Origin of the sequence: Dokdonia sp. Asnod1-B02 (assembly GCF_045063955.1) — a bacterium.
GTDB lineage: Bacteria > Bacteroidota > Bacteroidia > Flavobacteriales > Flavobacteriaceae > Dokdonia.
Genome location: NZ_JBEFNW010000002.1, coordinates 797993 through 823416, shown reverse-complemented (window position 1 = coordinate 823416; position 25424 = coordinate 797993). Strand labels below are relative to the sequence as shown.

19 protein-coding genes and 1 tRNA gene are annotated in these 25424 nt (G+C 38.6%); 2 read left to right on the top strand and 18 right to left on the bottom strand.

Going from position 1 to position 25424, the window contains the following annotated elements; genetic code table 11:
- Positions 1–26: 26 nt before the first annotated feature.
- The 13 genes from ACJJVU_RS03765 to ACJJVU_RS03705 form a co-directional block, all read right to left on the bottom strand.
- Positions 27–980, bottom strand: a complete 954-nt coding sequence (locus ACJJVU_RS03765; protein WP_405222431.1) for a carbohydrate kinase family protein — start codon at positions 978–980, stop codon at positions 27–29.
- 61 nt (positions 981–1041) lie between these two features.
- Positions 1042–2379, bottom strand: coding sequence for an MFS transporter (locus ACJJVU_RS03760; protein WP_405222428.1), 1338 nt, complete (start codon positions 2377–2379; stop codon positions 1042–1044).
- A 122-nt stretch (positions 2380–2501) separates the two neighbouring features.
- A complete protein-coding gene (queG, locus tag ACJJVU_RS03755) occupies positions 2502–3431 on the bottom strand; it encodes a tRNA epoxyqueuosine(34) reductase QueG (RefSeq protein ID WP_405222425.1) in 930 nt (309 codons plus the stop codon).
- Positions 3432–3433: 2 nt separating this feature from the next.
- Complete coding sequence (locus ACJJVU_RS03750) at positions 3434–4759, bottom strand: cytochrome P450 (RefSeq protein ID WP_405222422.1); 1326 nt, start codon at positions 4757–4759, stop codon at positions 3434–3436.
- A 113-nt stretch (positions 4760–4872) separates the two neighbouring features.
- A complete protein-coding gene (gene ruvB, locus ACJJVU_RS03745) occupies positions 4873–5895 on the bottom strand; it encodes a Holliday junction branch migration DNA helicase RuvB (RefSeq protein WP_298329362.1) in 1023 nt (340 codons plus the stop codon).
- A gap of 165 nt (positions 5896–6060) precedes the next feature.
- On the bottom strand, positions 6061–7884 hold the full coding sequence (locus ACJJVU_RS03740) for a cbb3-type cytochrome c oxidase subunit I (RefSeq protein WP_405222419.1): 1824 nt from the start codon (positions 7882–7884) through the stop codon (positions 6061–6063).
- A 37-nt stretch (positions 7885–7921) separates the two neighbouring features.
- Positions 7922–9004 (bottom strand): cytochrome c oxidase subunit II, encoded by a 1083-nt coding sequence (locus ACJJVU_RS03735; RefSeq protein ID WP_405222416.1) that lies wholly within the window; start codon positions 9002–9004, stop codon positions 7922–7924.
- A gap of 28 nt (positions 9005–9032) precedes the next feature.
- On the bottom strand, positions 9033–10424 hold the full coding sequence (locus tag ACJJVU_RS03730; RefSeq protein WP_405222413.1) for a quinol:cytochrome C oxidoreductase: 1392 nt from the start codon (positions 10422–10424) through the stop codon (positions 9033–9035).
- Positions 10425–10456: 32 nt separating this feature from the next.
- Positions 10457–11152: a cytochrome c gene (locus ACJJVU_RS03725; protein WP_298329375.1), complete on the bottom strand. Its 696-nt coding sequence runs from the start codon at positions 11150–11152 to the stop codon at positions 10457–10459.
- Positions 11153–11161: 9 nt separating this feature from the next.
- The gene (locus tag ACJJVU_RS03720; RefSeq protein WP_298329377.1) at positions 11162–11692 is read right to left on the bottom strand and encodes a DUF3341 domain-containing protein; all 531 of its coding nucleotides are present in this window, start codon (positions 11690–11692) and stop codon (positions 11162–11164) included.
- A gap of 6 nt (positions 11693–11698) precedes the next feature.
- On the bottom strand, positions 11699–13462 hold the full coding sequence (gene nrfD / locus ACJJVU_RS03715; RefSeq protein WP_405227462.1) for an NrfD/PsrC family molybdoenzyme membrane anchor subunit: 1764 nt from the start codon (positions 13460–13462) through the stop codon (positions 11699–11701).
- A gap of 31 nt (positions 13463–13493) precedes the next feature.
- Positions 13494–16565: a TAT-variant-translocated molybdopterin oxidoreductase gene (locus ACJJVU_RS03710; RefSeq protein WP_405222410.1), complete on the bottom strand. Its 3072-nt coding sequence runs from the start codon at positions 16563–16565 to the stop codon at positions 13494–13496.
- 89 nt (positions 16566–16654) lie between these two features.
- Positions 16655–17953, bottom strand: a complete 1299-nt coding sequence (locus ACJJVU_RS03705) for a c-type cytochrome (RefSeq protein ID WP_405222408.1) — start codon at positions 17951–17953, stop codon at positions 16655–16657.
- 221 nt (positions 17954–18174) lie between these two features.
- Here ACJJVU_RS03705 and ACJJVU_RS03700 point away from each other — a divergent pair, with 221 nt between their 5' ends.
- The gene (locus ACJJVU_RS03700) at positions 18175–18570 is read left to right on the top strand and encodes an SPOR domain-containing protein (RefSeq protein WP_035335615.1); all 396 of its coding nucleotides are present in this window, start codon (positions 18175–18177) and stop codon (positions 18568–18570) included.
- 325 nt (positions 18571–18895) lie between these two features.
- On the opposite strand, the gene infB is transcribed toward ACJJVU_RS03700, so the two are convergent.
- Genes infB through rimP form a run of 3 tightly spaced genes read right to left on the bottom strand, consistent with a single transcriptional unit; the run spans position 18896 to position 23476 of the window.
- Complete coding sequence (gene infB / locus ACJJVU_RS03695) at positions 18896–21715, bottom strand: translation initiation factor IF-2 (RefSeq protein ID WP_405222406.1); 2820 nt, start codon at positions 21713–21715, stop codon at positions 18896–18898.
- 52 nt (positions 21716–21767) lie between these two features.
- Positions 21768–23000, bottom strand: coding sequence for a transcription termination factor NusA (nusA, locus tag ACJJVU_RS03690; RefSeq protein ID WP_298329393.1), 1233 nt, complete (start codon positions 22998–23000; stop codon positions 21768–21770).
- Between the two features lie 11 nt (positions 23001–23011).
- Positions 23012–23476 (bottom strand): ribosome assembly cofactor RimP, encoded by a 465-nt coding sequence (rimP, locus tag ACJJVU_RS03685; protein WP_339846815.1) that lies wholly within the window; start codon positions 23474–23476, stop codon positions 23012–23014.
- A gap of 214 nt (positions 23477–23690) precedes the next feature.
- Between rimP and ACJJVU_RS03680 the strand changes: the two genes are divergently transcribed.
- The gene (locus tag ACJJVU_RS03680) at positions 23691–24524 is read left to right on the top strand and encodes a universal stress protein (protein WP_298329399.1); all 834 of its coding nucleotides are present in this window, start codon (positions 23691–23693) and stop codon (positions 24522–24524) included.
- Positions 24525–24623: 99 nt separating this feature from the next.
- Here ACJJVU_RS03680 and ACJJVU_RS03675 read toward each other — a convergent pair whose 3' ends face one another.
- On the bottom strand, positions 24624–24893 hold the full coding sequence (locus tag ACJJVU_RS03675) for a Rho termination factor (protein ID WP_405222401.1): 270 nt from the start codon (positions 24891–24893) through the stop codon (positions 24624–24626).
- A gap of 221 nt (positions 24894–25114) precedes the next feature.
- Positions 25115–25187: transfer RNA gene (locus ACJJVU_RS03670), tRNA-Gln, on the bottom strand.
- Positions 25188–25424: the final 237 nt, after the last annotated feature.

Sequence of the window (25424 nt, the reverse complement as noted above, 5' to 3'; positions counted from 1 at the left end):
ACACATTATAGTTATGAGGTAGGGTTCTATTTAAAATCTAATAATTGCGTTAAGATATCTACATTTTGAGGAAGTCTCCCTACGTGCTGTAGTTTTATTGCAGCTAGTGATAGTGCGATTTTGAGACATCGCTCGACTTCATACTCCTTGATGTATGCAAATAAAAAGCCACTCCAGAAGGCATCTCCTGCACCTGTAGCGTCAAGAATATTTTCTACTCTTGCTGCCGGTAGTTCAATTATTTCTTGAGAATCTTTTTTACGCTTTCGCGAAAGCTTAACCCCATCAGAACCAAGCGTGAGACAAACAAGCTCAACACCAAAATCGTTGTGAAAGAAATCAAATATCTCATCATGAGACTTACGTTCTCCAAACAAGCGCTCCATATCATCCTCGCTTATCTTCACTAGCGGATTATATGAACAGTATTTTCTAAAGGTTTCTAATGCTTTTTCTCGCTTTGGAAAAATGCGTGGAGAGTAATTAAGATCTATACTCAAAGTGCATCCCGCCTCAAAAGCCTTTTTTGCTTTGGCTAAAATAGTAGTCCGCGCAGGATTTTTACTTAATGCAAAAGCTGTGGTGTGAAAAACGGAGGTCTTTTCAATAAGCTCATCTGGAATTTGATCTTCGGTGATTTTTGTGTCTGCGTAGCGATAGGGAATAAAATCTGGTGTTCCCGTAGTTTTCGATACAAAAATTACACTAGTAGGATTTACAGCATCTGTTCTCACAAGATCTGTTTGCACTCCATTCTCGGCAAGCTTCTCTTCTATATAAAGACCTAAACCATCATCACCTCTAGTTGCAGCAAGCTTCACATTCATCCCTAGACGCGCTAAGTTCATTGCCACATTTGTAGGGCTGCCACCTAGATACCTGTGATAATCTCTAGTTTGATCAATTCTCACTTCTTTTTGGTGACCTATGAAGTCTATCAGAACTTCGCCTACACATATGATATCAATATCTCTACTCACGCCTTTCTAGTATTTTAATACATCCTAAGATGCTATCTATTATTACGTAACAAACTACTAATTACTCTGGTTGATTATATACTTCTTGCGCTTGCTTAGGTGTCAACCTAAGTGCTAGAGTAGCCGATATTAAGAAAAATACACCAGCAAATAATATGGCGTTTATAGCACTACCACCTAATAAATATTTATAGATAGGTCCAAAAGTCACAGTCTCAATAGCCATAGGTATTACAATCATCATATTTAAAATACCCATATAAATACCACGTTTAGTTTGCGGCACAATCTTAGAAACCATTGTGTATGGAATTCCCATCATTGCAGCCCAGCCTATTCCGAATAGAATCATAGGTAACACCACTAAATTTGCATCGTTTATATATGGGATCAAAAACATAGCAAGTGCTGTCCCTAGTAAACTTGCTGCATAAATCTTCTTACCTCCATATTTTAACGTGAGCGGTACGAGCACAAGCGCAACGACCATAGTCACAGAGTTGTAGGTTAAACTCATTTTTGCAGATTGTGATGCAGCTTCCCCGATAGTAAAATTTAAGGTATCTCTAAACATAGGCACATTAAACTGCCAGTATACAAATAATGCGTACCACTGAAAAAGATACACACCAGCTACCTTCCACATAAATGCAGGCATAGTCTTTACAGTTTGAGCAATCTCGACAAAAGGATGTTTAAATTTTTGTAAAAATGTTAATCCTCTAAATGCTTCTATTTCCACCATCTCACCTTCAGAAGGTGGTATTTCTTTGGTTTTACTCACAGACCATAAAATGGTAGTAATAGATAATATCGCACCTATAAAAAATGAATAATACAACCACTGAGGTATACTTCCTACAATCTCCTCTGCTACCCCTAAAATTTCTTGAAAATATATGATTGATAGCATCGCAATTACCGTTCCTGCTCCTACAAATAGACTTTGCATTTGATAACCAAGGCTTAATTGCTTTTGAGGTAACTTATCTCCTACTAGTGCTCTATATGGCTCCATAGCCATGTTGTTCCCTATATCGAGTATCCAAAGCAATGCAACCGCTACCCATAACACAGGACTAAAAGGAAATGCAAACAAACAGATACTACCTATGAGAGCACCTATAAGAAAAAATGGCTTTCTTCTTCCAAATTTTGGCGACCATGTTTTGTCACTTATCGCACCTATAATAGGTTGTACAATCAATCCTGTAATAGGGCCTGCAATATTGAGAATAGGCAGCAAATCTTCGGCAGCTCCTAGATATAAGAATATTGGATTAATAGCTGTTTGTTGAAGTCCGAAAGAGAATTGAATCCCTAAGAAACCAACGTTCATATTAAAAATTTGCCAGAATGAGAGGTTAGGCTTTTTAATGGAGCTTAGTATTTTATTCATAAGATAGCGCGTAGTTATTGCAGTGTAGCGACAGTAATATCCGTAATAATTATTAAAATTCCTTTTACCAGGTTTAAAAAATTATTACAATCACGCTTTCGCGAAAGCGTAACATATAAACTCTACTGCTTTTTAAGTGCGTCTATATTGCGCTGTAAACCTGAAAACTTTGTCCGTTTTACTGCAGATTTTCTAAAGATTTCTGAAAATACTTCTTGGGTGATTTCTTCCCAGTCCTTTTTTGAATTAGAGAGTAATTCTGGATGAGGGTCAAAAAGCGGCTCACTATGCGCTTTTGAAAAACGATTCCAAGGACACACGTCTTGACACACGTCACAACCAAACATCCAGTCATCTAGATGTGGCTTTGCATAGTCAGGAATTTGATTTTTTAACTCTATCGTAAAGTAACTTATGCACTTACTACCATCTACCTTATAAGGCTCAACAATAGCATCTGTGGGACACGCGTCTATACAAGCAGTACAACTCCCACAGTGATCTGTTACAGGTGTGTCGTAGTCCAAATCCAGATCAATCACTAGCTCTGCAATAAAATAAAAAGACCCTGTCTTTTTTGAGAGTAGATTACTGTGCTTTCCTATCCAGCCCAATCCGCTTTTTTTTGCCCATGCCTTATCAAGCACTGGAGCACTGTCTACAAAAGCACGGCCATGCACATCCCCTATTTCCTCTTGAATGTTATGCAAAAATTCTTTGAGTTTATCCTTTATCACAAAGTGATAATCGCGGCCATAAGCATACTTAGATATCTTGTACGAATCTTCATTTTGAGTTTCGTGAGGATAATAATTAAGCAGTAGAGAAATAACACTTTTTGAGCCTTCCACGAGCTTCGTAGGGTCAAGACGCATATCGAAGTAGTTCTCCATATACTGCATCTCACCATTCATATTTTGCTTAAGCCATGACTCAAGTCGAGGTGCTTCTTCCTCTAAAAAACCAGCTTTACTTATACCACAAGACATAAAACCTAGGCGAGTAGCTTCGGCTTTAATGAATGCTGTATGTTTTGCTCGATTTTCAATCATTACTATCTTGGTATAAACTCCAGCAATGCATTTTTAGGCTTTAATGTAATAAGCGGCAATATCTCAATGGGCGTACTTTTTGGAGCAATCTTGAACATAGCCACTAGCTCAGTAACGGCTAGTATCATCTCATACATAGCAAAATTATTACCGATACACATTCTAGGTCCTGCGCCAAAAGGGAAATATGCCAGATGTTTCATTCCTGCATTATCATCAAATCTAGTAGGATCAAATTGATCTGCTCGATCCCAAAAGTCTTTATGCTTATGTATTTCTATCACAGAAAATAGCAAATTAGAACCCGCAGGAATCTCCATACCGTTATGCTCATCATCTTCAATATTCACACGATCTATAAAATATGCCGGTGGATACATACGCATGGTTTCCTCCAGCACTTGCTTAGTAACCGTACATTGTCTTAAAAACTCATTGAGAGTGGTGGAGTTCGCTTTCGCGAAAGCGTATTCTTCATAAATCTTATCTTGCCAGATAGGATTTCTAGCAAGTAGCTCGGCTGTAAATGTAAGCGCGTTTGAAGTAGTCTCGTGACCCGCCGAAAACAAAATGAGAATTTCATCTATAAGCTGTTCTTCCTCCATAAATCCGCCATCCTCATATTGAGAATCTAGCAGCATATCAAGTAAATCACCAGGCTTGTCACCGCTATCCTTACGCTCTTGTACAAGTTCCTTTAGAATAACCCTCGCCTCTTTTGTAAGAGCAAGATGCTTATCTATAGGTCCACCATATTTAAAATACCATGCCTTAAATGGCTGGCGAAGTTCTTTTACAAGCATCTTTTGTGCTTGCTCTGTGATGTATTGTAATCTATTTATTTTGTCTCGATCTACATCAGTTTTAAACAATGCCTTAACGACAGTCATAAATGCAAGATCATTAAAAACCTCAAACACATCAAAAGGCTTATGCGTTTCAACACGCAATAGTTCTTCTTTAATTACCTCATGCATTGCATCAAGTAATTGTGCTAGCTGCTTCTTATGAAAAGCTGGCTGTATAAGTTTGCGTTGTTTTTTCCAGTGGTCGCCCTCTGCGGTGAGCAGACCTTCCCCAACATACTTTGCTAAATCCTTAGTTTGGATAGGTGATTTACTATAATTGCGCTGATTTTTTTGAAGTGCATATTTGGCAAATTCCGGATCTCTTGAAAAGACTACATCATTACCAAAACCAAGCTTTAGTTTGAAAGTATCACCTTTTAACTCAAAGTTTTCTTTATGAAAAGGCAGAGGGTTTTTAAGGATACTTCCCGCATTGGCAAGAAATCTAAACACGGATACTGCTGGAATTTTATCTGGCATATAATGTTTTATAGGATCAATTATAAAGATACGGCTTGATTAAAATTAAGATAATCCAGGCTTTCAAAAAATATGAATCATCCACTTTCAATAAACATACTTTACCACTATAATTAAAAGAGTCCGCCCTGCACAGGTCCTTTTACACGACCTAAATGCCTATAAGCTTCTTCGGTCACTTCTCTACCTCTAGGTGTACGCATTATAAAACCTTGTTGTATTAGGAATGGTTCATATACTTCCTCAATTGTTTCTGCACTCTCAGATACTGCAGTTGCAAGGGTTGTTATACCTACCGGTCCACCCTTGAACTTATCTATAATAGTCGCAAGTATTTTATTATCCATCTCATCAAGACCATGTGCATCTACGTTTAATGCCTCAAGACTATATTTTGCAATAGCAATATCTATACGCCCGTTACCCTTGATCTGAGCAAAATCACGCACACGTCTCAATAACGCATTTGCGATACGAGGAGTTCCTCTACTTCTTCCTGCAATCTCCACAGCAGCTTCCATAGAGATAGGCACTCCTAATATGCTAGAGCTACGCTCAACGATAGTAGTAAGCAGTTCTGTAGTGTAATATTGTAATCTGCTTGAGATACCAAAACGTGCGCGCATAGGTGCTGTAAGCAGTCCTGAACGCGTTGTTGCACCCACTAGTGTAAATGGAGCAAGATCAATCTGAACACTTCGAGCATTGGGACCTGTTTCAATCATGATATCGATACGATAATCCTCCATAGCTGAGTATAGATACTCTTCTACTATTGGACTCAATCTATGTATCTCATCAATAAAGAGGACATCTCTCTCATCGAGATTAGTAAGTAATCCCGCAAGATCTCCTGGCTTGTCAAGTACTGGACCTGATGTGATCTTAATATTTACATCAAGTTCATTGGCGAGAATATTTGCAAGTGTCGTTTTACCTAAACCTGGAGGACCATGAAACAATGTATGATCTAAAGCTTCTCCTCTTTGGTTTGCTGCTTGAACAAATATTTTCAAATTTTCTAGCACCTGATCTTGTCCCGCAAAATCATCAAAGGATAGCGGTCTCAATGCCTTTTCGACATCTACATCTTCTCTAGAAAAACCATCGTTTGTGGGGTCTAAATGTTCATTCATACGTAGCAGTGATTTCAATCAAAGATAAGGAATAGTGTTGGGTCATGATGAATTCCTAACAATGAGCACTCACAAAATTTTCCATTGCATAAGTACGCTTTCGCGAAAGCGTAACAACAAAAAACCCACTCATTTGAGTGGGTTTTTAATACTATATATTATAATCTAGTGATTCATTTCTTCTTCATTAGGCTGAAGAGGCATGGTCTGTGGGATAAAATCTTGACCAGGTATTACGTAATCTGAACCATCTTTATTCAATTTAGAATAATCATATGGCCAACGTTGTACTTCTGGAATTGCTCCAACCCAGTTACCGTGAATATGCTTATGCCCCGTAGTCCACTCTAATGTATTAGACTTCCAAGGGTTTTGCGCTCCTACTTTTCCATAGAACATAGAATGGATAAAGTTATATAAGAATACTAATTGTGCTCCTGCAGTTATGAATGCAAAAATACTTATAGCCTTGTTTACGTCTAGTAAATCATCAAAATATGGGAAGGCTGAGTTTGTATAATAACGTCTTGGAAGACCCGCCATTCCAATAAAATGCATAGGGAAGAAAATACCGTATGCTCCAATCACAGTGATCCAGAAGTGAACGTAACCTAAGTTTTTGTTCATCATCTTACCTTCAAACATTTTTGGGAACCAGTGGTACACTCCTGCAAATAATCCATAAAGGGCAGATATACCCATTACTAAGTGGAAGTGAGCAACTACGAAGTAAGTATCGTGTACGTTAATATCTAATGTAGAATCTCCAAGGATAATCCCTGTAAGACCTCCAGATATAAACGTAGATACAAGACCTATAGAGAATAACATTCCAGGGTTGAACTGTAGGTTACCTTTCCATAAGGTCGTTATATAGTTAAAAGCTTTTACTGCAGATGGTATCGCAATAAGTAAAGTTGTAAATGTAAATACCGATCCTAAGAAAGGATTCATTCCCGAGATGAACATATGGTGACCCCATACTATAGTTGACAAGAATGCTATCGCAAGAATAGAAGCAATCATCGCACGGTAACCAAAAATAGGCTTACGTGAGTTAGTTGATATAATCTCAGATGATATTCCTAATGCTGGTAATAATACAATGTATACTTCTGGGTGACCTAAGAACCAGAAAAGGTGCTCAAATAATACAGGTGAACCTCCAGAATTATGTAATACTTCTCCACCGATATAGATGTCAGACAAGAAGAATGATGTTCCAAAACTTCTATCCATGATAAGCATTAATGCCGCAGAAAGTAATACTGGGAATGAAACAACACCAATAATTGCTGTAACAAAGAATGCCCAAATGGTAAGAGGAAGTCTAGTCATAGACATACCCTTAGTACGTAAGTTTATTACAGTTACCACGTAGTTCAATGATCCTATTAGTGAAGAAGCAATGAAAATAGCCATTGAAACTAACCATAGTGTCATTCCCATACCTGAAGCAGGGATGCTGTTAGGTAAAGCTGATAATGGAGGGTAAATTGTCCATCCTGCTGCAGCTGGACCAGACTCTACAAAAAGAGAAAGAACCATGATCACTGAAGAAAGGAAGAATAACCAGTAAGAAACCATGTTCAAGAATCCTGAAGCCATATCTCGAGCTCCAATTTGAAGTGGAATCAATAAGTTACTAAATGTACCACTCAAACCAGCGGTAAGTACAAAGAACACCATGATGGTTCCGTGTATCGTAATAAGTGCTAAATAAATATTTGGATCCATAACACCATCTTTACCCCAGTCTCCTAAGAGTACTTCGTAAATAGTGAACTGGTGATCTGGCCAAGCAAGTTGAAGACGGAATATCAATGACATTCCAATACCTATAATACCCATTATCAAACCAGTAATTAAGTACTGCTTTGAGATCATCTTATGATCTGTACTAAAGATATATTTTGTTACAAATGTTTGCTCGTGGTGGTGCTCGTGATCGTCATGACCATGATCTGCTGTTGGTGCGTGTGCTGCCATACCTTGATTCTTTAGTTAATTTTTCTTTTTCTTTTTTTTACTCTTGAGCCGTTGCTAAAGAACTACCAAATGTCTTTTGTTCTGACATCCAAGCATCATACTCTTCTTGGGTTTCAACAACAATCTTCATCTGCATGTTATAATGCGAAGCTCCACAAATCTTATTACATAGCAAGTAATAGTCAAATTCGTCATAAGCATCTATTGGACCGTCTCCAGCTGCAATAGACTGTTTGTTTTTCTCTTTTCTAATATCCTTAATAGTAGCCATCTTATCCTTCATGTAATCCGTATCGCGTATTTCAGCAGTGGTTTTTGAAGGTGTGAATGAGAACTGAGTAATCATACCTGGCACTACATTCATTTGCGCTCTAAAATGCGGCATGTAAGCAGAGTGAAGTACATCTTGAGAACGTAACTTAAAAATCACCTGACGCCCTACAGGAAGGTGTAACTCAGTAGTAATCTTATCATCCATTGCATCTGCATCACTCTCATCTACTCCGACAGTATTTGCTCCTTCAATGAATCTTACGTTTGCATTACCTAAGGTATTATCTTCTCCGGCATATCTAGCTTGCCATCCGAAACGTTTTGCATAAAGCTCAACTACGATAGCATCTTCATCCTCCTCAAAGTTCATAATATCTGACCAAGTAAAAAGTCCATATATAATTAAACCTGCAAGAACGATTACTGGGATTATCGTCCAGATAAACTCTAATTTATCGTTATCTGCATAAAAAAGTGCCTTCTGCCCTTTCTTACCGCTATACCTATAAGCAAAATAATGCAACAATGCTTGTGTGATAACCTGCACAAACATAATTAGTGCTAATGAGATAAATAACAAATTGTCATAATCTGCTCCATGTTCTGAAGACGCTTCTGGCAAATAAAATTTACTGTAATTAATAAAACAGTATGCCATTATAAAATAAAATACAACCGCAAACCAAAGCATCAATTTACCATTGATACGATTGTCTTTGTCGTCAGCTACTTGAGCTGTTTCGCTATTAGTCTTCTTATTAAACTGTGATAGTTTAAAGATCTTCGACATTTGCCAAAGTGTGACTACAAATAGAATTACTACGATGAGTGCTAATAAACCTGTCATTGTTTTCTAACTTCTTTATATCAATATTCTAATAATGAAAGTGTTTACTTTCTTCAATAAGCGGATTGCGCTTAGGCTCTAATGGACGTTTTGTAAGCGACGTAAATACAATCAATACAAATAATCCAAAGAAGAACATAAGTGATCCTAACTCTACAAATCCAAATGACCAAGCTTGCCCAACTGTACCAGGCATAACCATATTATATATATCCACATAGTGACCTAATAAGATAACAATACCAGCCATAACAACGAACCAGTTTACACGTTTGAAGTCACTGTTCATAAGTATTAGTAATGGGAATAAGAAGTTCATTATAAGCATTCCGAAGAATGGTAAGTTATAATCTTCTATACGCTGTATGTAGTATGTTACTTCTTCTGGAATGTTTGAATACCAAATAAGCATGAACTGAGAGAACCATAAGTATGTCCAGAAAATACTAAATCCAAACATAAATTTAGCAAGGTCATGAATGTGACTATCATTTACGCTTTGTAAGTAACCCGCACCTTTTAGTATCATAGTTATTAAGGCGATAGTTGTGATACCACAAACCATCATTCCTGCAAGTACATACCATCCAAATAGCGTACTAAACCAGTGTGGGTCTATAGACATAATCCAATCCCATGACATCATTGACTCAGTATATAAAAAGAATACTAAGAATGCCGCAGCAAGTTTAAATGACTTTTTATGTGATTTGTTATCTGTTGCTTCGTCTTGCTCTTTAGAAAACTTTACAGCAAAGAATCTATATGCATTCCAACCTGCGATAAATATTACAGCTCTAATTAATAACCATGGAACATTTAACCAATCTGATTTACCAGCAATTAATTTATCATAGTTTTCACTAGTTGGATCTGTAATACCATCTGCCATCCAGTGGAAGATATGGTTGAAATGAAAACCAGAAAGAGCTAACAAAATCAACATGATAATACTTCCAGGTAACAAGTACCCAGTAATACCTTCCATAACTCTAAGCAATAAAGGAGACCATCCAGCTTGTGCTGCATATTGAACAGCGTAAAACGCTAGACATCCCAATGAAATCATAAAGAAAAAGAATGCCGCAACATATACTGCAGACCATGGCTTATTTTTATAACCGTCTAAAAGGTGTTGATTATGTTCAGCTTCGCTCATTGCATGACCTTCTTCAGCTTGATGACTAGCAACTGCATGATCTTCACCGTGACCTTTTGCAGTAGCAATAGCTTCGTGTGTATCATGACCTTCACCATATACGGCTGTATCATGACTCTCTCCGTGATCATCACCAGCGTGCATAGCTTCAATATCTGCTATTGACGAAGGCATATACATCGCATCAACTGCAAATAATAACGCCCCTACTACCATAAAAATGATAGCTGATAATTTTAAGTTCTTAGATAATGTGTACATATCTTAAATATCGGTTGTTCCGTTAATTAGTTTTATTCGTGACCTTGAGCATTCATTGGCTCTGATTCTGGACCAGGAATTGCATCTACTGCACCCTCGTTTAAATCAGTGTCAATTTTACCTTCAGTCATCTCAGAGATAATTTCAGAGGCTGTAAATTCCTTCTGTGGCTTACCATCTAATGCATCTTTAAGACCCATTACATAATGATCAACCATCCAGAGTTCATCTTCTGTCATTTGAGATGCATATGATCCCATAGAGTTAATACCATAGTACATTACGTGGTATACACTACCTTCAGTAACAGCTCTACCTGCATCATTGTAAGCAGGCACCCCCAGGATCTTTTCGCGTTTAGCAAGATTTCCTTTACCGTCACCTTTAACACCGTGACAGATTGAACAATAAATATTATAAAGTTCGTTACCCTTTACATAATTGTCTTCTGTAAGAGGAAGTGGATTTTTCAAGTTCGCTTTTGCGGAAGCTTTACCTTCTGGAGTATTTTCAAAATCGTAAGGCATCCAACCTCTCATTACAGATCCCTCTGCTGGCTCTAGTGCTTCATAACCATCAGGAAAAACCTCGTACTTACCGTAAGTCTCATAACCTACAGACTCATACATATTAGGCATATACTGATAGTTAGGTTTATTATCATCTTGACAAGAGATTACACTTGCAAAGGCAATTAACAAAACAGCTATTTTAAATATATTCTTCATTGCGTTGGCTTATGCTTCGTTTGCAATTAAATTAATCTCTACGGCTCCTGTTGTAACTAAAAAGTTTGCGAGCTCTTCTCCATCCTTACCAGTTGCGTCAATCTCCATAAGGAAGTGATCATCTGTTGTACGTACATCTGGATTTTCAGCTTTCTTAAATGGCCATAATTTACTTCTTAAGTAAAAAGTAATTACCATCAAGTGAGCGGCAAAAAATACAGTAAGTTCAAACATGATAGGCACAAAAGCCGGCATGTTCTCAATGTAACTAAAAGAAGGCTTACCACCAATGTTCTGTGGCCAGTCCTCAATCATTATAAAGTTCATCATTAATGTCGCTACTGTAATCCCAACACACCCATAAAGGAATGCTGTGATAGCAAGACGAGTAGGTGCAAGACCCATAGCCTTATCAAGTCCGTGCACAGGGAATGGCGTAAAGATATCATTGATATGAAGATGCTTCTTCTTTACCTCCTTGACAGCGTTCATAAGAACATCATCATCCGTGTATATTGCGTGTATAACTGTAGATGCCATACTTAATTATTTAAGATTGTTAGCTTGACCAGCCCAGTCATCGCGCTCTGCACGACCAGGAAATGATCCAGTTAGATTATCAAGTAACGTGTACTCATTAGAAGTCATTCTGCTTACCTGCTCATAAGTATAAATACCAAGAACATTAAGCTTCTCCTCCATTTTAGGTCCAATACCGTTAATCACTTTAAGATCGTCTGCTTTCTGTGTTGCAGCATCAAATGAACCTAGACGGTCAGTTAATGAATCAGCACCATGATTATCTTCAGCGATAACAGTTTCCCCTTTAGATAATTCTTGTGGCTTTGCAATGTATGCGCCGTCAAGATTAATTTTTACAGGTCCACCAGAAGTACGAGGATCTGCCCCTGTACCTACTAATGATTGTCCCGACTCACGTAATTTCTTGTAACGCTCTCCAGAAGACTTCATGATTGTCTTTACTTCTGCTTGTGCAATCACCGGGAAAGTACGAGCATACAATAAGAACAATACAAAGAAGAAACCTATTGTACCTATAAAGATACCTATATCTACAAATGTAGGTGAGAACATCGTCCATGATGATGGTAAGTAATCACGGTGAAGTGAAGTTACAATAATCACAAAACGCTCAAACCACATTCCTATGTTTACTACAATTGAAATAATGAAAGAGAACATTATAGATCTTCTCAATTTTGGGAACCACATAAATTGAGGAGAGAATACATTACATATCATCATACTCCAATATGCCCAAGCATAAGGTCCAGTTGCTCTGTTTAAGAAGGCATACTGCTCATACTCTACACCAGAGTACCAAGCCATAAATAACTCAGTAATATAAGCAACACCTACTATAGAACCTGTAATCATAATTACAATGTTCATAAGTTCGATGTGCTGTACTGTTATATAGTTTTCTAAACTCACAACCTTACGCATTATGATAAGAAGTGTATTTACCATGGCAAAACCAGAGAATACAGCTCCCGCAACAAAGTAAGGAGGGAAGATAGTGGTGTGCCATCCCGGTATAACCGAAGTTGCAAAGTCAAAAGATACAATCGTGTGTACAGAAAGTACTAATGGTGTTGCAAGACCTGCAAGTACCAATGACACTTCTTCAAAACGCTGCCAATCTTTTGCTCTACCTGACCAACCGAAGGCTAGTAGACTGTAAATCTTCTTTTGGAAAGGCCTTACAGCTCTATCACGAATCATCGCAAAATCAGGAAGCAATCCAGTCCACCAGAATACTAGTGATACAGAAAGATATGTAGATATTGCAAATACATCCCAAAGTAGCGGTGAGTTAAAGTTTACCCATAGAGAACCAAATTGGTTAGGTATAGGTAATACCCAATACGCTAGCCATGGACGCCCCATGTGAATAATAGGAAACAAACCAGCTTGTACTACAGAGAAGATAGTCATCGCCTCTGCCGAACGGTTAATTGCCATACGCCACTTCTGACGGAATAATAATAGTACTGCAGATATCAATGTTCCTGCGTGCCCGATTCCTACCCACCATACAAAGTTGGTAATATCCCAAGCCCATCCTACGGTTTTGTTTAGACCCCAACTACCAATACCGTTTGTTACAGTATAGATAATACAGCCTATTCCCCATAAGAAAGCAACAAGTGCGATAGAGAATACGATCCACCATGATTTATTAGCTCGTCCTTCAACAGGAGCGACTATATCTAAAGTTACATCGTGATAAGTTTTATCTCCGGTAACTAGTGGTCTTCGTATAGGTGCTTCGTAATGCGCCATAATCCTATATAATTAGTCTTTAGATTAGTTGTTTTTATGCTTCTTCTGTATTACGTACCATTGTCTGGTAGAATACATTAGGTTTTGTTCCTACATGCTCAAGCAAGTGATACATACGATCATCTGTTCTAAGCGTTTCAATTTCACTCTCCTTATCGTTTATATCTCCAAAGGCAAGAGCTCCACTCGTACAAGCGTTAGAGCAAGCTGTAGCAAACTCTCCGTCTTTTACTTTACGTCCATCACGCTTTGCATCAAGAATAGTCTTCTGTGTCATTTGAATACACATAGAACATTTCTCCATAACTCCTCGTGAACGAACTGTTACGTCTGGGTTAATTACCATACGACCAAGGTCGTTATTCATGTGGTAATCAAACTCATCATTCCCGTTATATAGGAACCAGTTAAAACGACGTACTTTATATGGACAGTTATTTGCACAATATCTAGTACCTACACAACGGTTGTACGTCATATGGTTTTGACCTTGCTTACCGTGTGCAGATGCTGCAACTGGACAAACTGTTTCACATGGTGCATGGTTACAGTGCTGGCACATGATAGGCTGAAAAGCCACCTGCGGGTTTGCCGCTGGATCTTCTAGCTCACCAAATCCTCCAAGAGAACCTTTATCTCCACCTAAACCACTAAAATCGTTTTTCTTAGTATCATCAAGCTCAAACGTCTCCTCAGAAGAGTAATATCTATCAATACGTAACCAGTGCATATCGCGACTACGACGTATTTCTGACTTACCTACTACAGGAACATTGTTCTCAGCGTGACAAGCAATCACACAGGCGCCACAACCGGTACATGCATTTAAGTCTATAGCAAGATTAAAGTGATGTCCAACAGAACGATCAAATTCATCCCAAAGATCAACTTCTGGTGAAGTTACTTCATATTCTATATGACCTTTACTCACTTCTGGCATTACATTCCAAGAGTGCTTATCTTTTGTATTAAAGATCTCAAGTGTAGTTTCTTTTACAATATCACCACGACCCATCAATGTATTGTGAAGTTGCACAGATGCAAATTCATGTACACCACCTACTTTTTCAATAGATACTTTTTGAGTTGTCTGGAAGTTCTGCATTAACGGGAATGCATTTACACCCGTTTGCATCTCCTCTTGAATTCCGTTTTTACGACCATAACCTACCGCAAGTCCTACAGATCCTTTAGCCTGACCCGGCTGAATCATTACAGGAACATTCTCTAAGGTCACACCGTTTACAGTAACATTTGCATAATGACCGTTAAGACCACCGTTTGCATTGTGTCGTGCTTCTGTGAAGAATGTACTTCTATCAAACCACAATCCTTTCTCTTTGGCATCTGCCTCAGACATTGTCAAGTAGTTATCCCAAGTACAACGTGTTAACGGATCTGGCATCTCTTGCAGCCATGGGTTGTTTGCCTGCGTACCGTCACCCATTGATGTCATTGTGTACAACGTCAATTCAAAATCACCAGCTCCTTCTTGTAATGTGCTCGATAATCCAGCATCTGAAGTGATTGATATATTTGAAGATGTAACCGCTTTCGCGAAAGCGTTAGTTTCAACAACACCAGCTTGAACAGACTTATTAAAAGGAAGTCCAGCCGAAGTCATTGTATCCTTAAGATACTCGTAATATGTTTTATCCTCACCCATCCAAGTCAACAAACTCTGTTGAAATTGACGTGTGTTGAAAATTTCTTTTATCGTAGGTTGCTGAAGGCTTACCTCTCCCATTTTGATTTGCACATCTCCCCAAGATTCTAGGTAATGTGGCACAGGAGCTATATGAGTAGATAAAGCTGCAGTCTCATCTGCTCTTATAGAACAAGCGACAGAAACTTCTACCTTCTTAAGACCTTCTGTAAACTCTGTAGCATTAGGTAAACTATATGCAGGGTTTACACCCGCCATAATAAGAGTTCCTACCTGCCCAGCATTCATATCTTTTACAAGCTGCATCATCTTGCGCGCATCTCCAGAGCGAGTCATCTTAGGCTTAGCAGTGTCCATTACAGACTTACCAGCGTTAAAATCAATCGCTATTTTTTGAGTTGCCACATCTTGCACTCCCGTTATAAGAAGCCCGTTATCTCCAGCAGCAAGTAATGCCTTACGAGCTTGAGCAACTTTTGCCTTTATTCCCTCTGGTAAACCAGATACAGAACCACCAGCAAGAGCTTGTACTATTAATTTTTGTTGCGATGGTGTAGATGGCACACGAACATCTGCATTTGCACCAGAAAGAGACATGTTTGCCTCAAACTGGAAATGCTTAGACATCTTTCCATTTTTAGGAACACGTTTCTTACCGTAAGCAGAATCATATCCACCACCATTCCAATCTCCTACAAAGTCTGCACCTACTGCAACTATAACATCTGCTTTAGCAAAGTCATAATCTGGTAATGCACGGAAACCGTATTTCATTTCAAAAGCATCCAAAGCAAATTGTTCTCCAGCAGCATCGTACGCTACGTGCGATACATTAGGAAACTTAGCTTTAAATTCTTCTATAAGTTTATCTGTAGACGGACTTGCAAATGTTTGCGTAAGCAACACTGCTTTCTTCCCTCCTTCAAGCGCACCTACAACACCCTTATCTATATCTGACCAAGAAACCTCTTCACCAGCTGCAGTAGGGAATTGCGCACGATTAGTATCATACATTCCTAATACAGATGCATGAACACGAGCATTTGCTCCGAAACCACCTTTAGCAAGATCGTTATTCTCAATCTTGATAGGGCGACCTTCGCGTGTCTTTACAAGAACACTTGCAAAGTCAAAACCATCTGCAATTGTTGTTGCATAATAGTCTGCTACACCAGGAACTATTTGCTCCGGCTGCACTACGTAAGGAACAGATTTAATAACAGGACCTTCACAAGCTGCGAGGGAAGCTGCGGCAGTAGAGAAACCTACATACTTCAAGAAATCACGACGTGTTGTTTCTGAAGCCTCAAGCGTTTCCTTATCACCTAAAAATTCATCTGTCGGAATTTCTTGTACAAACTCATTCTGTCTTAGCGCCTCGATAGACGAGTCTCCTTGGAGCTCATCGACACTTTTCCAGTATTTCTTGTTTGATGACATATACTTAATTTATTAATTGTGATCTTCTTTAGATCGATAATTCGTTTTGGTTAACACACACACCACATTAAGGCATGCTAGATACTATTCTAGTAGTGACACTTACCACATTCTAGACCACCCATTTGAGCAGCAGTTACTTTCTCAACACCATACTTCTTTGCAAGTTGCTCGTGAATCTCCGTGTAATACTCATTACCCTCAATTTTCACGTTAGTCTCACGGTGACAGTTAATACACCATCCCATTGTAAGAGGAGCATGTTGATACACAACCTCCATCTCTTCTACAGGACCGTGACACTTCTGACACTCAATACCTGCCACACTTACGTGTTGAGAGTGATTAAAGTATGCAAAATCTGGAAGATTATGAATACGAACCCACTCTACCGCCTGAGTTTCCCCAGTGTAAGATTGTGTTGACTCATCCCAACCTACAGCCTTATAAAGCTTTTGGATTTCTTTATCGTAAAATTCTTTTGAGTAATCCTCAGTTACAGATGTAAACTCGGACTCAGGCCCAGCAACTTCTGCAATAGACTTGTGACAGTTCATACATACATTTAACGAAGGTATTCCCGAGTGCTTAGACACACGCGCAGATGAGTGACAATACTTACACTCAATAGCATTTTCACCAGCGTGAATTCTGTGTGAATAATGAATAGGCTGCACTGGCATATAACCCTGATCAACCCCTATTTGAGACATCCATCCATATGCAAAATATGCACTACCCAATAAAAGGAATATTACAGAAACAAGTACTAAGAATTGATTTTCAACAAATGCTTTCCAGATAGGCTTACGCTTCTCTTCTGCCTTCAATTCGATTCCTTGAGCCGACGCAAACTTATTAAGCGTATTGTTTACTAAAAACAATACAGCAATAAGAAGCAACAGTACAAATCCAAGAATTGCAAGAATCAAGTTATTTGAAACACCACCACCTTGATTTCCATCCGCACCCCCTACTGGAGCAACTCCAGCTGGCGCTTCTTGTTTTGGCGTATCCGTGTAAGCGAGGATGTTATCTATATCTGCATTAGACAATGCAGGAAAAGAGTTCATCACTTTATTACCGTTTTCCTCATACACTTTTACCGCAAGTGCATCTCCAGACTTGATAAGCCCTTGACTATTCTTAATCCACTTATACAACCACTCACGGTCATACTTCTCAGAAACCTGATGAAGTAATGGACCCGTCATAGGCTTATACAGTTTATGACAAGCAGCACAATTTGCCTTGAATAAAGCTTCACCAGCCTTAGCATCAGCAACAGGCGCGTCTTGCGCAAAAAGAGAACTAGAAAGTGTAAGAATCACCACCACGGCTAGGGTAAGGACTCTTGAGAATGAATTTTGGCGTTTAACCTGTATCATATTAATATTGAATTAGCTTCAAAAAGATGGCACGATTTTTAGACAAATAAGATTGTTAAGAGCCTGTTAATCTCGCACGCAAAATGGTTAGCAAAAATACTACACAAACTGCATTCTCAAAGACACCTTACAAGGGTTCTTATTAATTTATAACAGTTCTAAATAATAATTTTAATTTGTTTAAGTTTTAATCTTTTACCTTTACAAAAAATAAAACAATTATGAACGGCATTACGTTTAAAAACATACAATTAGCACTAGCCGCCGCTGTGTTTTCATTCGCTTTCGCGAAAGCACAAACCGCACAATCCACTATAAATCAAGATGAAAGAATCACCGAACTTCTTGATTTGAAAAGTAACCTTGAGAAAGAAGGTAAGTTAACAGATAGATATAAAATACAACTCTATTCTGGAAGCTTAAATACTGCAAGCTCAACATTAAAAAAATACAGAAATCGTGTAGGGACGTGGTCTTCGTCTATAAAGCACGAAACCCCTAACTATAAAGTATGGATAGGAAGTTTTAGAAACAGACGCGAGGCAGACAGAGCTCTTATGGAAATTAAGAAAGACTTTCCAAGCGCTTTCATCTTCAAACCAGATGGTCGCGACTAATCAATCACGACACCAATTACACACCCTTATTAACATAACTGTTTTTAAGGGTTTTTTTATGCTTAGTTCAGAAAACATAGTTCCCTCCAGTAAAACGCATTAGAAGGGACTCATAAAGGCCAAATCGCATCAACCACAACTTCTCTAACAGCTCATCCTAAGCCTTACCAAACCTACTATTGCAATCAAAAACTACGCTTAATTGAGATAACGACAGATGACGCAAGCAACATTATAATTAGCCTGTAACACTTTCGCGAAAGCGTATAAAAAAATCGCTTAAGATTACTCCTAAGCGATTTATATAATTAAGTATTCTGTAATTCTATTTAAGCTTCTTCTTTACAGCTACTTCTTGGAATGCTTCGATTACATCGTCAATTTTAATATCGTTGTAATTCTTAATCTGCATACCACAGTCATATCCTTTTGATACTTCCTTAACGTCATCCTTAAATCGTTTTAAGGCTGCAAGAGTACCAGTATACACTACTACACTATCACGGATAAGACGAATGTTTGAATTTCTAAAGATCTTACCATTCATAACCATACAACCCGCGATTGTACCCACTTTAGATATCTTGAATGTCTCACGGATCTCTGCAGTACCAGTTATCTCTTCTCTCATCTCTGGAGAAAGCATACCTTCCATTGCATCTTTAAGATCGTTTATCGCATCATAGATAATTGAGTATGTACGGATATCGATTTCTTCTTTATCTGCAACCTGTCTCGCATTACCTGCTGGTCGAACGTTAAATCCAATAATTATCGCGTCTGAAGCAGAAGCTAGCAACACATCACTCTCTGTAATAGCACCAACACCTTTGTGTATAATGTTTACTGCAATCTCCTCAGTAGATAGCTTCTGGAAACTATCTGTAAGTGCTTCTACAGATCCATCCACATCTCCTTTAAGAATAATATTAAGCTCTTTAAAGTCTCCTAATGCGATACGACGGCCTATTTCATCAAGTGTAATATGACGTTGTGTACGCACGTTTTGCTCACGCTGTAGTTGCGTACGCTTCGTTGCAATATCTTTTGCTTCACGCTCATCTGACATCACAACAAACTTATCACCAGCCTGTGGAGCTCCATCAAGTCCTAAAACTGAAACTGGAGTAGATGGACCCGCCTTTTTAATTTTCTTACCGCGCTCATCATGCATTGCCTTCACCTTTCCAGATGTTGTACCAGCTAATACATAATCACCCACTGAAAGCGTACCTGCCTGCACAAGAATAGTAGATACATATCCACGTCCTTTATCAAGGAAAGCTTCAACTACGGTTCCATTTGCATTTCTATTAGGGTTTGCCTTAAGCTCAAGTAGCTCTGCTTCAAGTAATACTTTTTCAAGTAATTCCTTAACACCAGTTCCTTTCTTTGCAGAAATTTCTTGTGATTGTATTTTACCTCCCCAATCCTCTACTAGAAGATTCATTTGAGCAAGTCCTTCTTTTATTTTCTCTGGATTTGCTGCTGGCAAATCTATCTTGTTAATTGCAAAAACGATAGGCACTCCCGCTGCTTGTGCGTGAGAGATTGCCTCTTTAGTTTGTGGCATTATACTATCATCTGCTGCAACTACAATTACTGCAATATCAGTAACCTGAGCACCACGTGCACGCATTGCCGTAAAGGCTTCGTGACCTGGAGTATCTAAGAATGCTACTTTCTTACCATTTTCAAGTTGCACACCATAAGCACCAATGTGCTGTGTGATTCCTCCACTCTCACCTGCAATAACGTTTTCTTCACGTATGTAATCAAGTAAAGATGTTTTACCATGATCTACGTGACCCATTACAGTTACAATAGGAGCTCTTTCAACAAGATCTTCTGGCAAGTCCACTACCTCTTCGATAGAATCCTCGATGTCTGCATTTACAAATTCTACTGTATATCCAAACTCATCTGCAACAATAGAAATAGTTTCTGCATCAAGACGCTGGTTCATTGTCACCATCATACCAAGTGACATACACGCTGATATAATTTGAGTAACACCTACATCCATCATAGTAGCAACCTCACTTACCGTAACAAATTCTGTTACTTTAAGGATTTTACTTTCTATATCCTGCTGTGCCTGATCATCCTCTGTCTTTTGACGGTGTTGATCACGCTTATCACGACGATATTTTGCTCCTTTTCCTTTGCTTGACTTTCCTTGAAGTTTTTCAAGAGTCTCACGAATTTGCTTTTGTACTTCTTCTTCAGTAGGCTCTGCTTTGACAACACGACCTCTACCTTTACCAGCGTTATTTCCTCCACGAGAATTATTACCTCCACGCGTATTATTTCCTCCAGGTTTTGAACCACCTGTAGTAGTTCCTGGTTTTGTAATACGGCGACGACGTTTTTTCTTATCATCTGAAGCAGATGATTTTTTCTCAGGTTTTTTAAACTTAGAAAGATCAATCTTCTGTCCTGTAAAGTTAGGACCGTTAAGTTTTTTATAATCCGTCTTAAGAACTTCGTCTCCTAAACGCACTTCTTTTTCCTCTTTCTTAGCTTTAGAATCCGCAGGTTTTGCCTCTTCCTTTTTAGCTACTGGATCTTCCTTTTTCTCTGGCGCTTTAGCTTTGATTTCAGATTTAACCTCTTCCTTCTTTGCTTCGACCACAGGAGCTGGAGTTTCTTTCACTTCCACCTTTGGAGTAGCCGCTTCTTCAGTCTTCATCTCTTTTACAGGCTTAACCTCTTCCACTGGCTTCACAGCTTCTACAGCTTCTTTTTTAGCCTCCTTACGGTCAGCTATATTTCCTGCTGGTTTACTAAGATCGATTTTACCCACTTGCTTTGGTCCGCTAAGCTGTGCTTTAGCCTTAACAACCTCCTGCTTTTTAGGCGCTTCGGCTTTTGCCTCAGCTTTTGCTTCGATCTCAACTTCTCGAGCGGCGCGCAGTGCCTCCTTCTCTTTCTCTTTTGCTTCGGCAACTTCCTTAGAAGCTACTTTCTTATTGGCATCCGTTTGAAATTCCCCCGAAAGCACCTCGTAAACCTCCGTAGTGATTTTCGTAGTCGGACGCGCCTCTATCTCGATACCTTTGGTTCCTAGGAACTCAACGGCACGATCAAGAGAAATGTTCATTTCTCGTAATACCTTGTTTAATCGCATTGTTGCTGCTGCCATAAACTGCTCTAAATTTTATTCTTAACCTACTTACTTCCGCTTGTAGGGTACTCTATTCTTCAAATTCTGCCTTGAGGATTCTCATCACATCAAGAACTGTTTCTTCTTCTAAATCTGTACGACGTACTAGATCTTCTGCATCTTGCTCTAATACGCTTCTTGCGGTATCAAGACCAATTTTCGCGAAAGCTTCAATTACCCACGCTTCTATCTCATCTGAAAATTCTGTAAGCTCAACGTCTTCCTCTACACCTTCTCTGTAAACGTCAATCTCATATCCAGTAAGCTGTCCAGCCAAACGAATGTTATGACCACCGCGACCTATAGCCTTACTCACCTCTTCAGGCTTAAGAACTGCTTGTGCGGTTTTATTTTCCTCATTAATCTTAATACTCGTAATACGCGCAGGACTCAAAGCTCTAGTAATGTACAAGTTAAGGTTTGTTGTGTAATTTATCACATCAATATTCTCATTTCCTAACTCACGTACAATACCGTGAATACGAGAACCCTTCATTCCAACACAAGCTCCTACAGGATCAATACGATCATCATAAGAGTCTACTGCTACTTTTGCCTTCTCACCTGGAATACGCACAACTTTCTTAACAGTAATTAAACCATCAAAAACCTCTGGTATTTCAGATTCAAATAACTTCTCTAAGAACAATGGAGAAGTACGAGACATAACGATTGAAGGCTTATTACCTTTTAACTCTACACTCTCAATTACTCCACGTACATTTTCACCTTTACGGAAAAAATCTGAAGGTATCTGACGATCTTTTGGTAAGATAATCTCGTTTCCATCATCATCAAGTAAAATGATAGCTCTATGTCTAATATGGTGCACCTCTGCAGTATACAACTGACCTTCAAGCTCTTTAAACTGCTTGTAGATATTAGTGTTATCGTGCTCGTGAATCTTGCTAATTAAATTTTGACGTAATGCCAAAATAGAACGTCGACCTAAGTCAAAAAGCTTCACCTCCTCAGACACATCTTCTCCTACTTCAAAATCTTCTTCAATCTTGCGAGCATTAGTTAATGAGATCTCTTCGTTATCATCTTCAACCTCGCCATCTGCTACAACCACACGGTTACGCCAGATCTCAAGATCTCCTTTATCAGGATTTATAATAATATCAAAGTTATCATCACTACCAAAACGTCGCTTTAACGTACTTCTGAACACCTCTTCTAAGATGGCCATTAAGGTTACACGATCTATTAATTTATCGTCCTTGAATTCTGAAAAAGAATCGATTAACGCTAAATTCTCCATATCAACATTTGTTAAAATTTAATCATCACTTTTGCTTGAACTATCTCACTGTAAGGGAACGTTTCTATCTTTTCGACAGTTACTTTTCCTTTACCTACAGGCTTAGGCTCTCTTGTTTTCCAAGTAAGCGTAATCTCTGCATCTGTCGCCTCGGTCATCAATCCTTCGATTTTCTCACCATCCTGCGTCTTCACTTCTAGGTGTCTACCTATATTCTTTTTGTACTGCCTAGGGATTTCCAAAGGGCTTGTTGCACCAGCAGACATCACTTCTAGCGAGAAGTCTTCCTCCTCACGATCTAAGTTATGTTCTACCTTACGACTCACCGCCATGCAATCCTCAACTGTCACACCACTATCACCGTCTATAATGATTTTAACCTCGTTATTCCCCTGAATATCAAGACTAATCAAAAATAAACTTGGATTTTCATCCAGTGCTTCCTGTAGTAAATTGGTTACTTTTTCCTTCAACATATAAGCCTATAAAAAGAGGGGACCGCTGTCCCCTCTGTATTCACTTCGTCTTTCAACGGTGCAAATATACTACAAATTATCCGTTTTTAAAAGCCTAAAACCCTGCGTATTATTTTGTAAATTTAAGATGCCTTACTTAATGAGCATTTACATCTGTTCTACAAGACGACAAGGCGTCTATCTTGATAGTCAAATTAACTAAATAATTGTTAGCATGATTAAAAAAATACTTGTACCCACAGATTTTTCTGAACAGGCCGAAAACGCATTGCGAGTTGCCGCAGATCTAGCAAAGAAACACAATGCCTCAATCAATCTACTGCATATGGTAGACCTACCCATGACTCTTGTAGATGCGGTCACTGGAAATCAAAGCGAACTTCCCGAAGCAATTTTCTTCATGAAACTAGCCCATCAAAGATTTGAATCCATGATGAGCGCACCTTTCTTAGACGGAGTCACCATCGAGGAAAGCGCCGAGTTTGATGGCGCCTTTGAAGGAATAATGGATTATGTAAATAAATATCAATCAGACATTATAGTAATGGGATCTCATGGTGATAGCGGTTTACACGAATTCTTCGTTGGCTCAAATGCAGAAAAGGTTGTGCGTAATTCTAAAATCCCTGTATTGATTATCAAGAATAGGCACGAGCAATTTGAGATTAAAAATTTTATTTATGCACTAGACTTTCAGGCTGAGAATCACAATGCATTCAAACAAGCTATTGCCTTCGCCAAAACAAATAATGCACAACTCCACTCTCTTTACGTAAATACCCCAGGAGATTTTAGATCAACTCACGAAGTTGAAGAACAAATGAAAAAGTTTATGGATATAGAAGGACATGTAGAAAACTGCACCTTAAATATTTATAATGACAATACGATAGAAAGTGGGATCCTTCATTTTGCAGAAATGATTGACTCTGGCCTTGTAGGTATCGCAACCCACGGCCGCAAAGGTCTCGCTCACTTCTTAAATGGATCACTAAGTGAAGGACTTGTAAATCACGCGAAACGACCCGTGATCACTTTCAGGATTTAAAATATAGTTTAGAGCACAATTCATTACTGAATATTTGAGGGAATATTCACTCTTGATGTGCTCTAGATTTTTTATGCTTTCGCGAAAGCGTAAAATAAATCAATGACCCTCCCTCAAAGCATTAATTAATTCCTCCTTATCCATTTTACTACGGCCGTCTATGTCTAGATCTTGAGCCTGCTTGTACAACTCCTTTTTAGAGCGCTCTTCATAAGGCTTTGAAGCGCCTCCCTTCTTACCAGCGTCAGGAGTATTAGCAATACGCGCAGCTTTCTCCTTACTCATTCCCTCATTCTTTAATGCTTCGTATTGCTTCTCATTCATAACTGATGGTCTACTGTCCTTATCCACAATTGTTTGTCTTTTCATCTAAAGTTACTCTTTTGACTCACTAAAGCTATTAGCTTTTAGAATAGTATAACTTTTTTAAGAGACTTTGTGAAATTGAAGATGACGATGGCTAAAGGGAACACAAACTAGCACTACATAACCATCTAGATATAGTTGAGCGCGTAGTATTATAAGTAAGAATATTATTAAAAACTTAAGCACATAAAAAAACCCAACCTAATTAAAGGTCGGGTTTCTTGTTGGCCCACTAGGTTTCGAACCTAGACTCTTCTGCACCAAAAACAGACGTGTTGCCAGTTACACCATAGGCCACTATTTTTTGATAGCGAGTGCAAATTTAAACCAAAGTTTTAATAATCCAAACATTATTTTAAAAAAAATCTGATTTTTTTTATGACAAATCATCACCCAACGCAAAGCATGCTACTCAAATGTTTGAAATTGAATTAAATATGCGACTCTAGACAGAAAAAAAAGTTTTTGTAGGGCCAATAATTAATGCCTCTATCGCGTTACCACAAATCACACGTATTGCTTAACTTCGTCCCT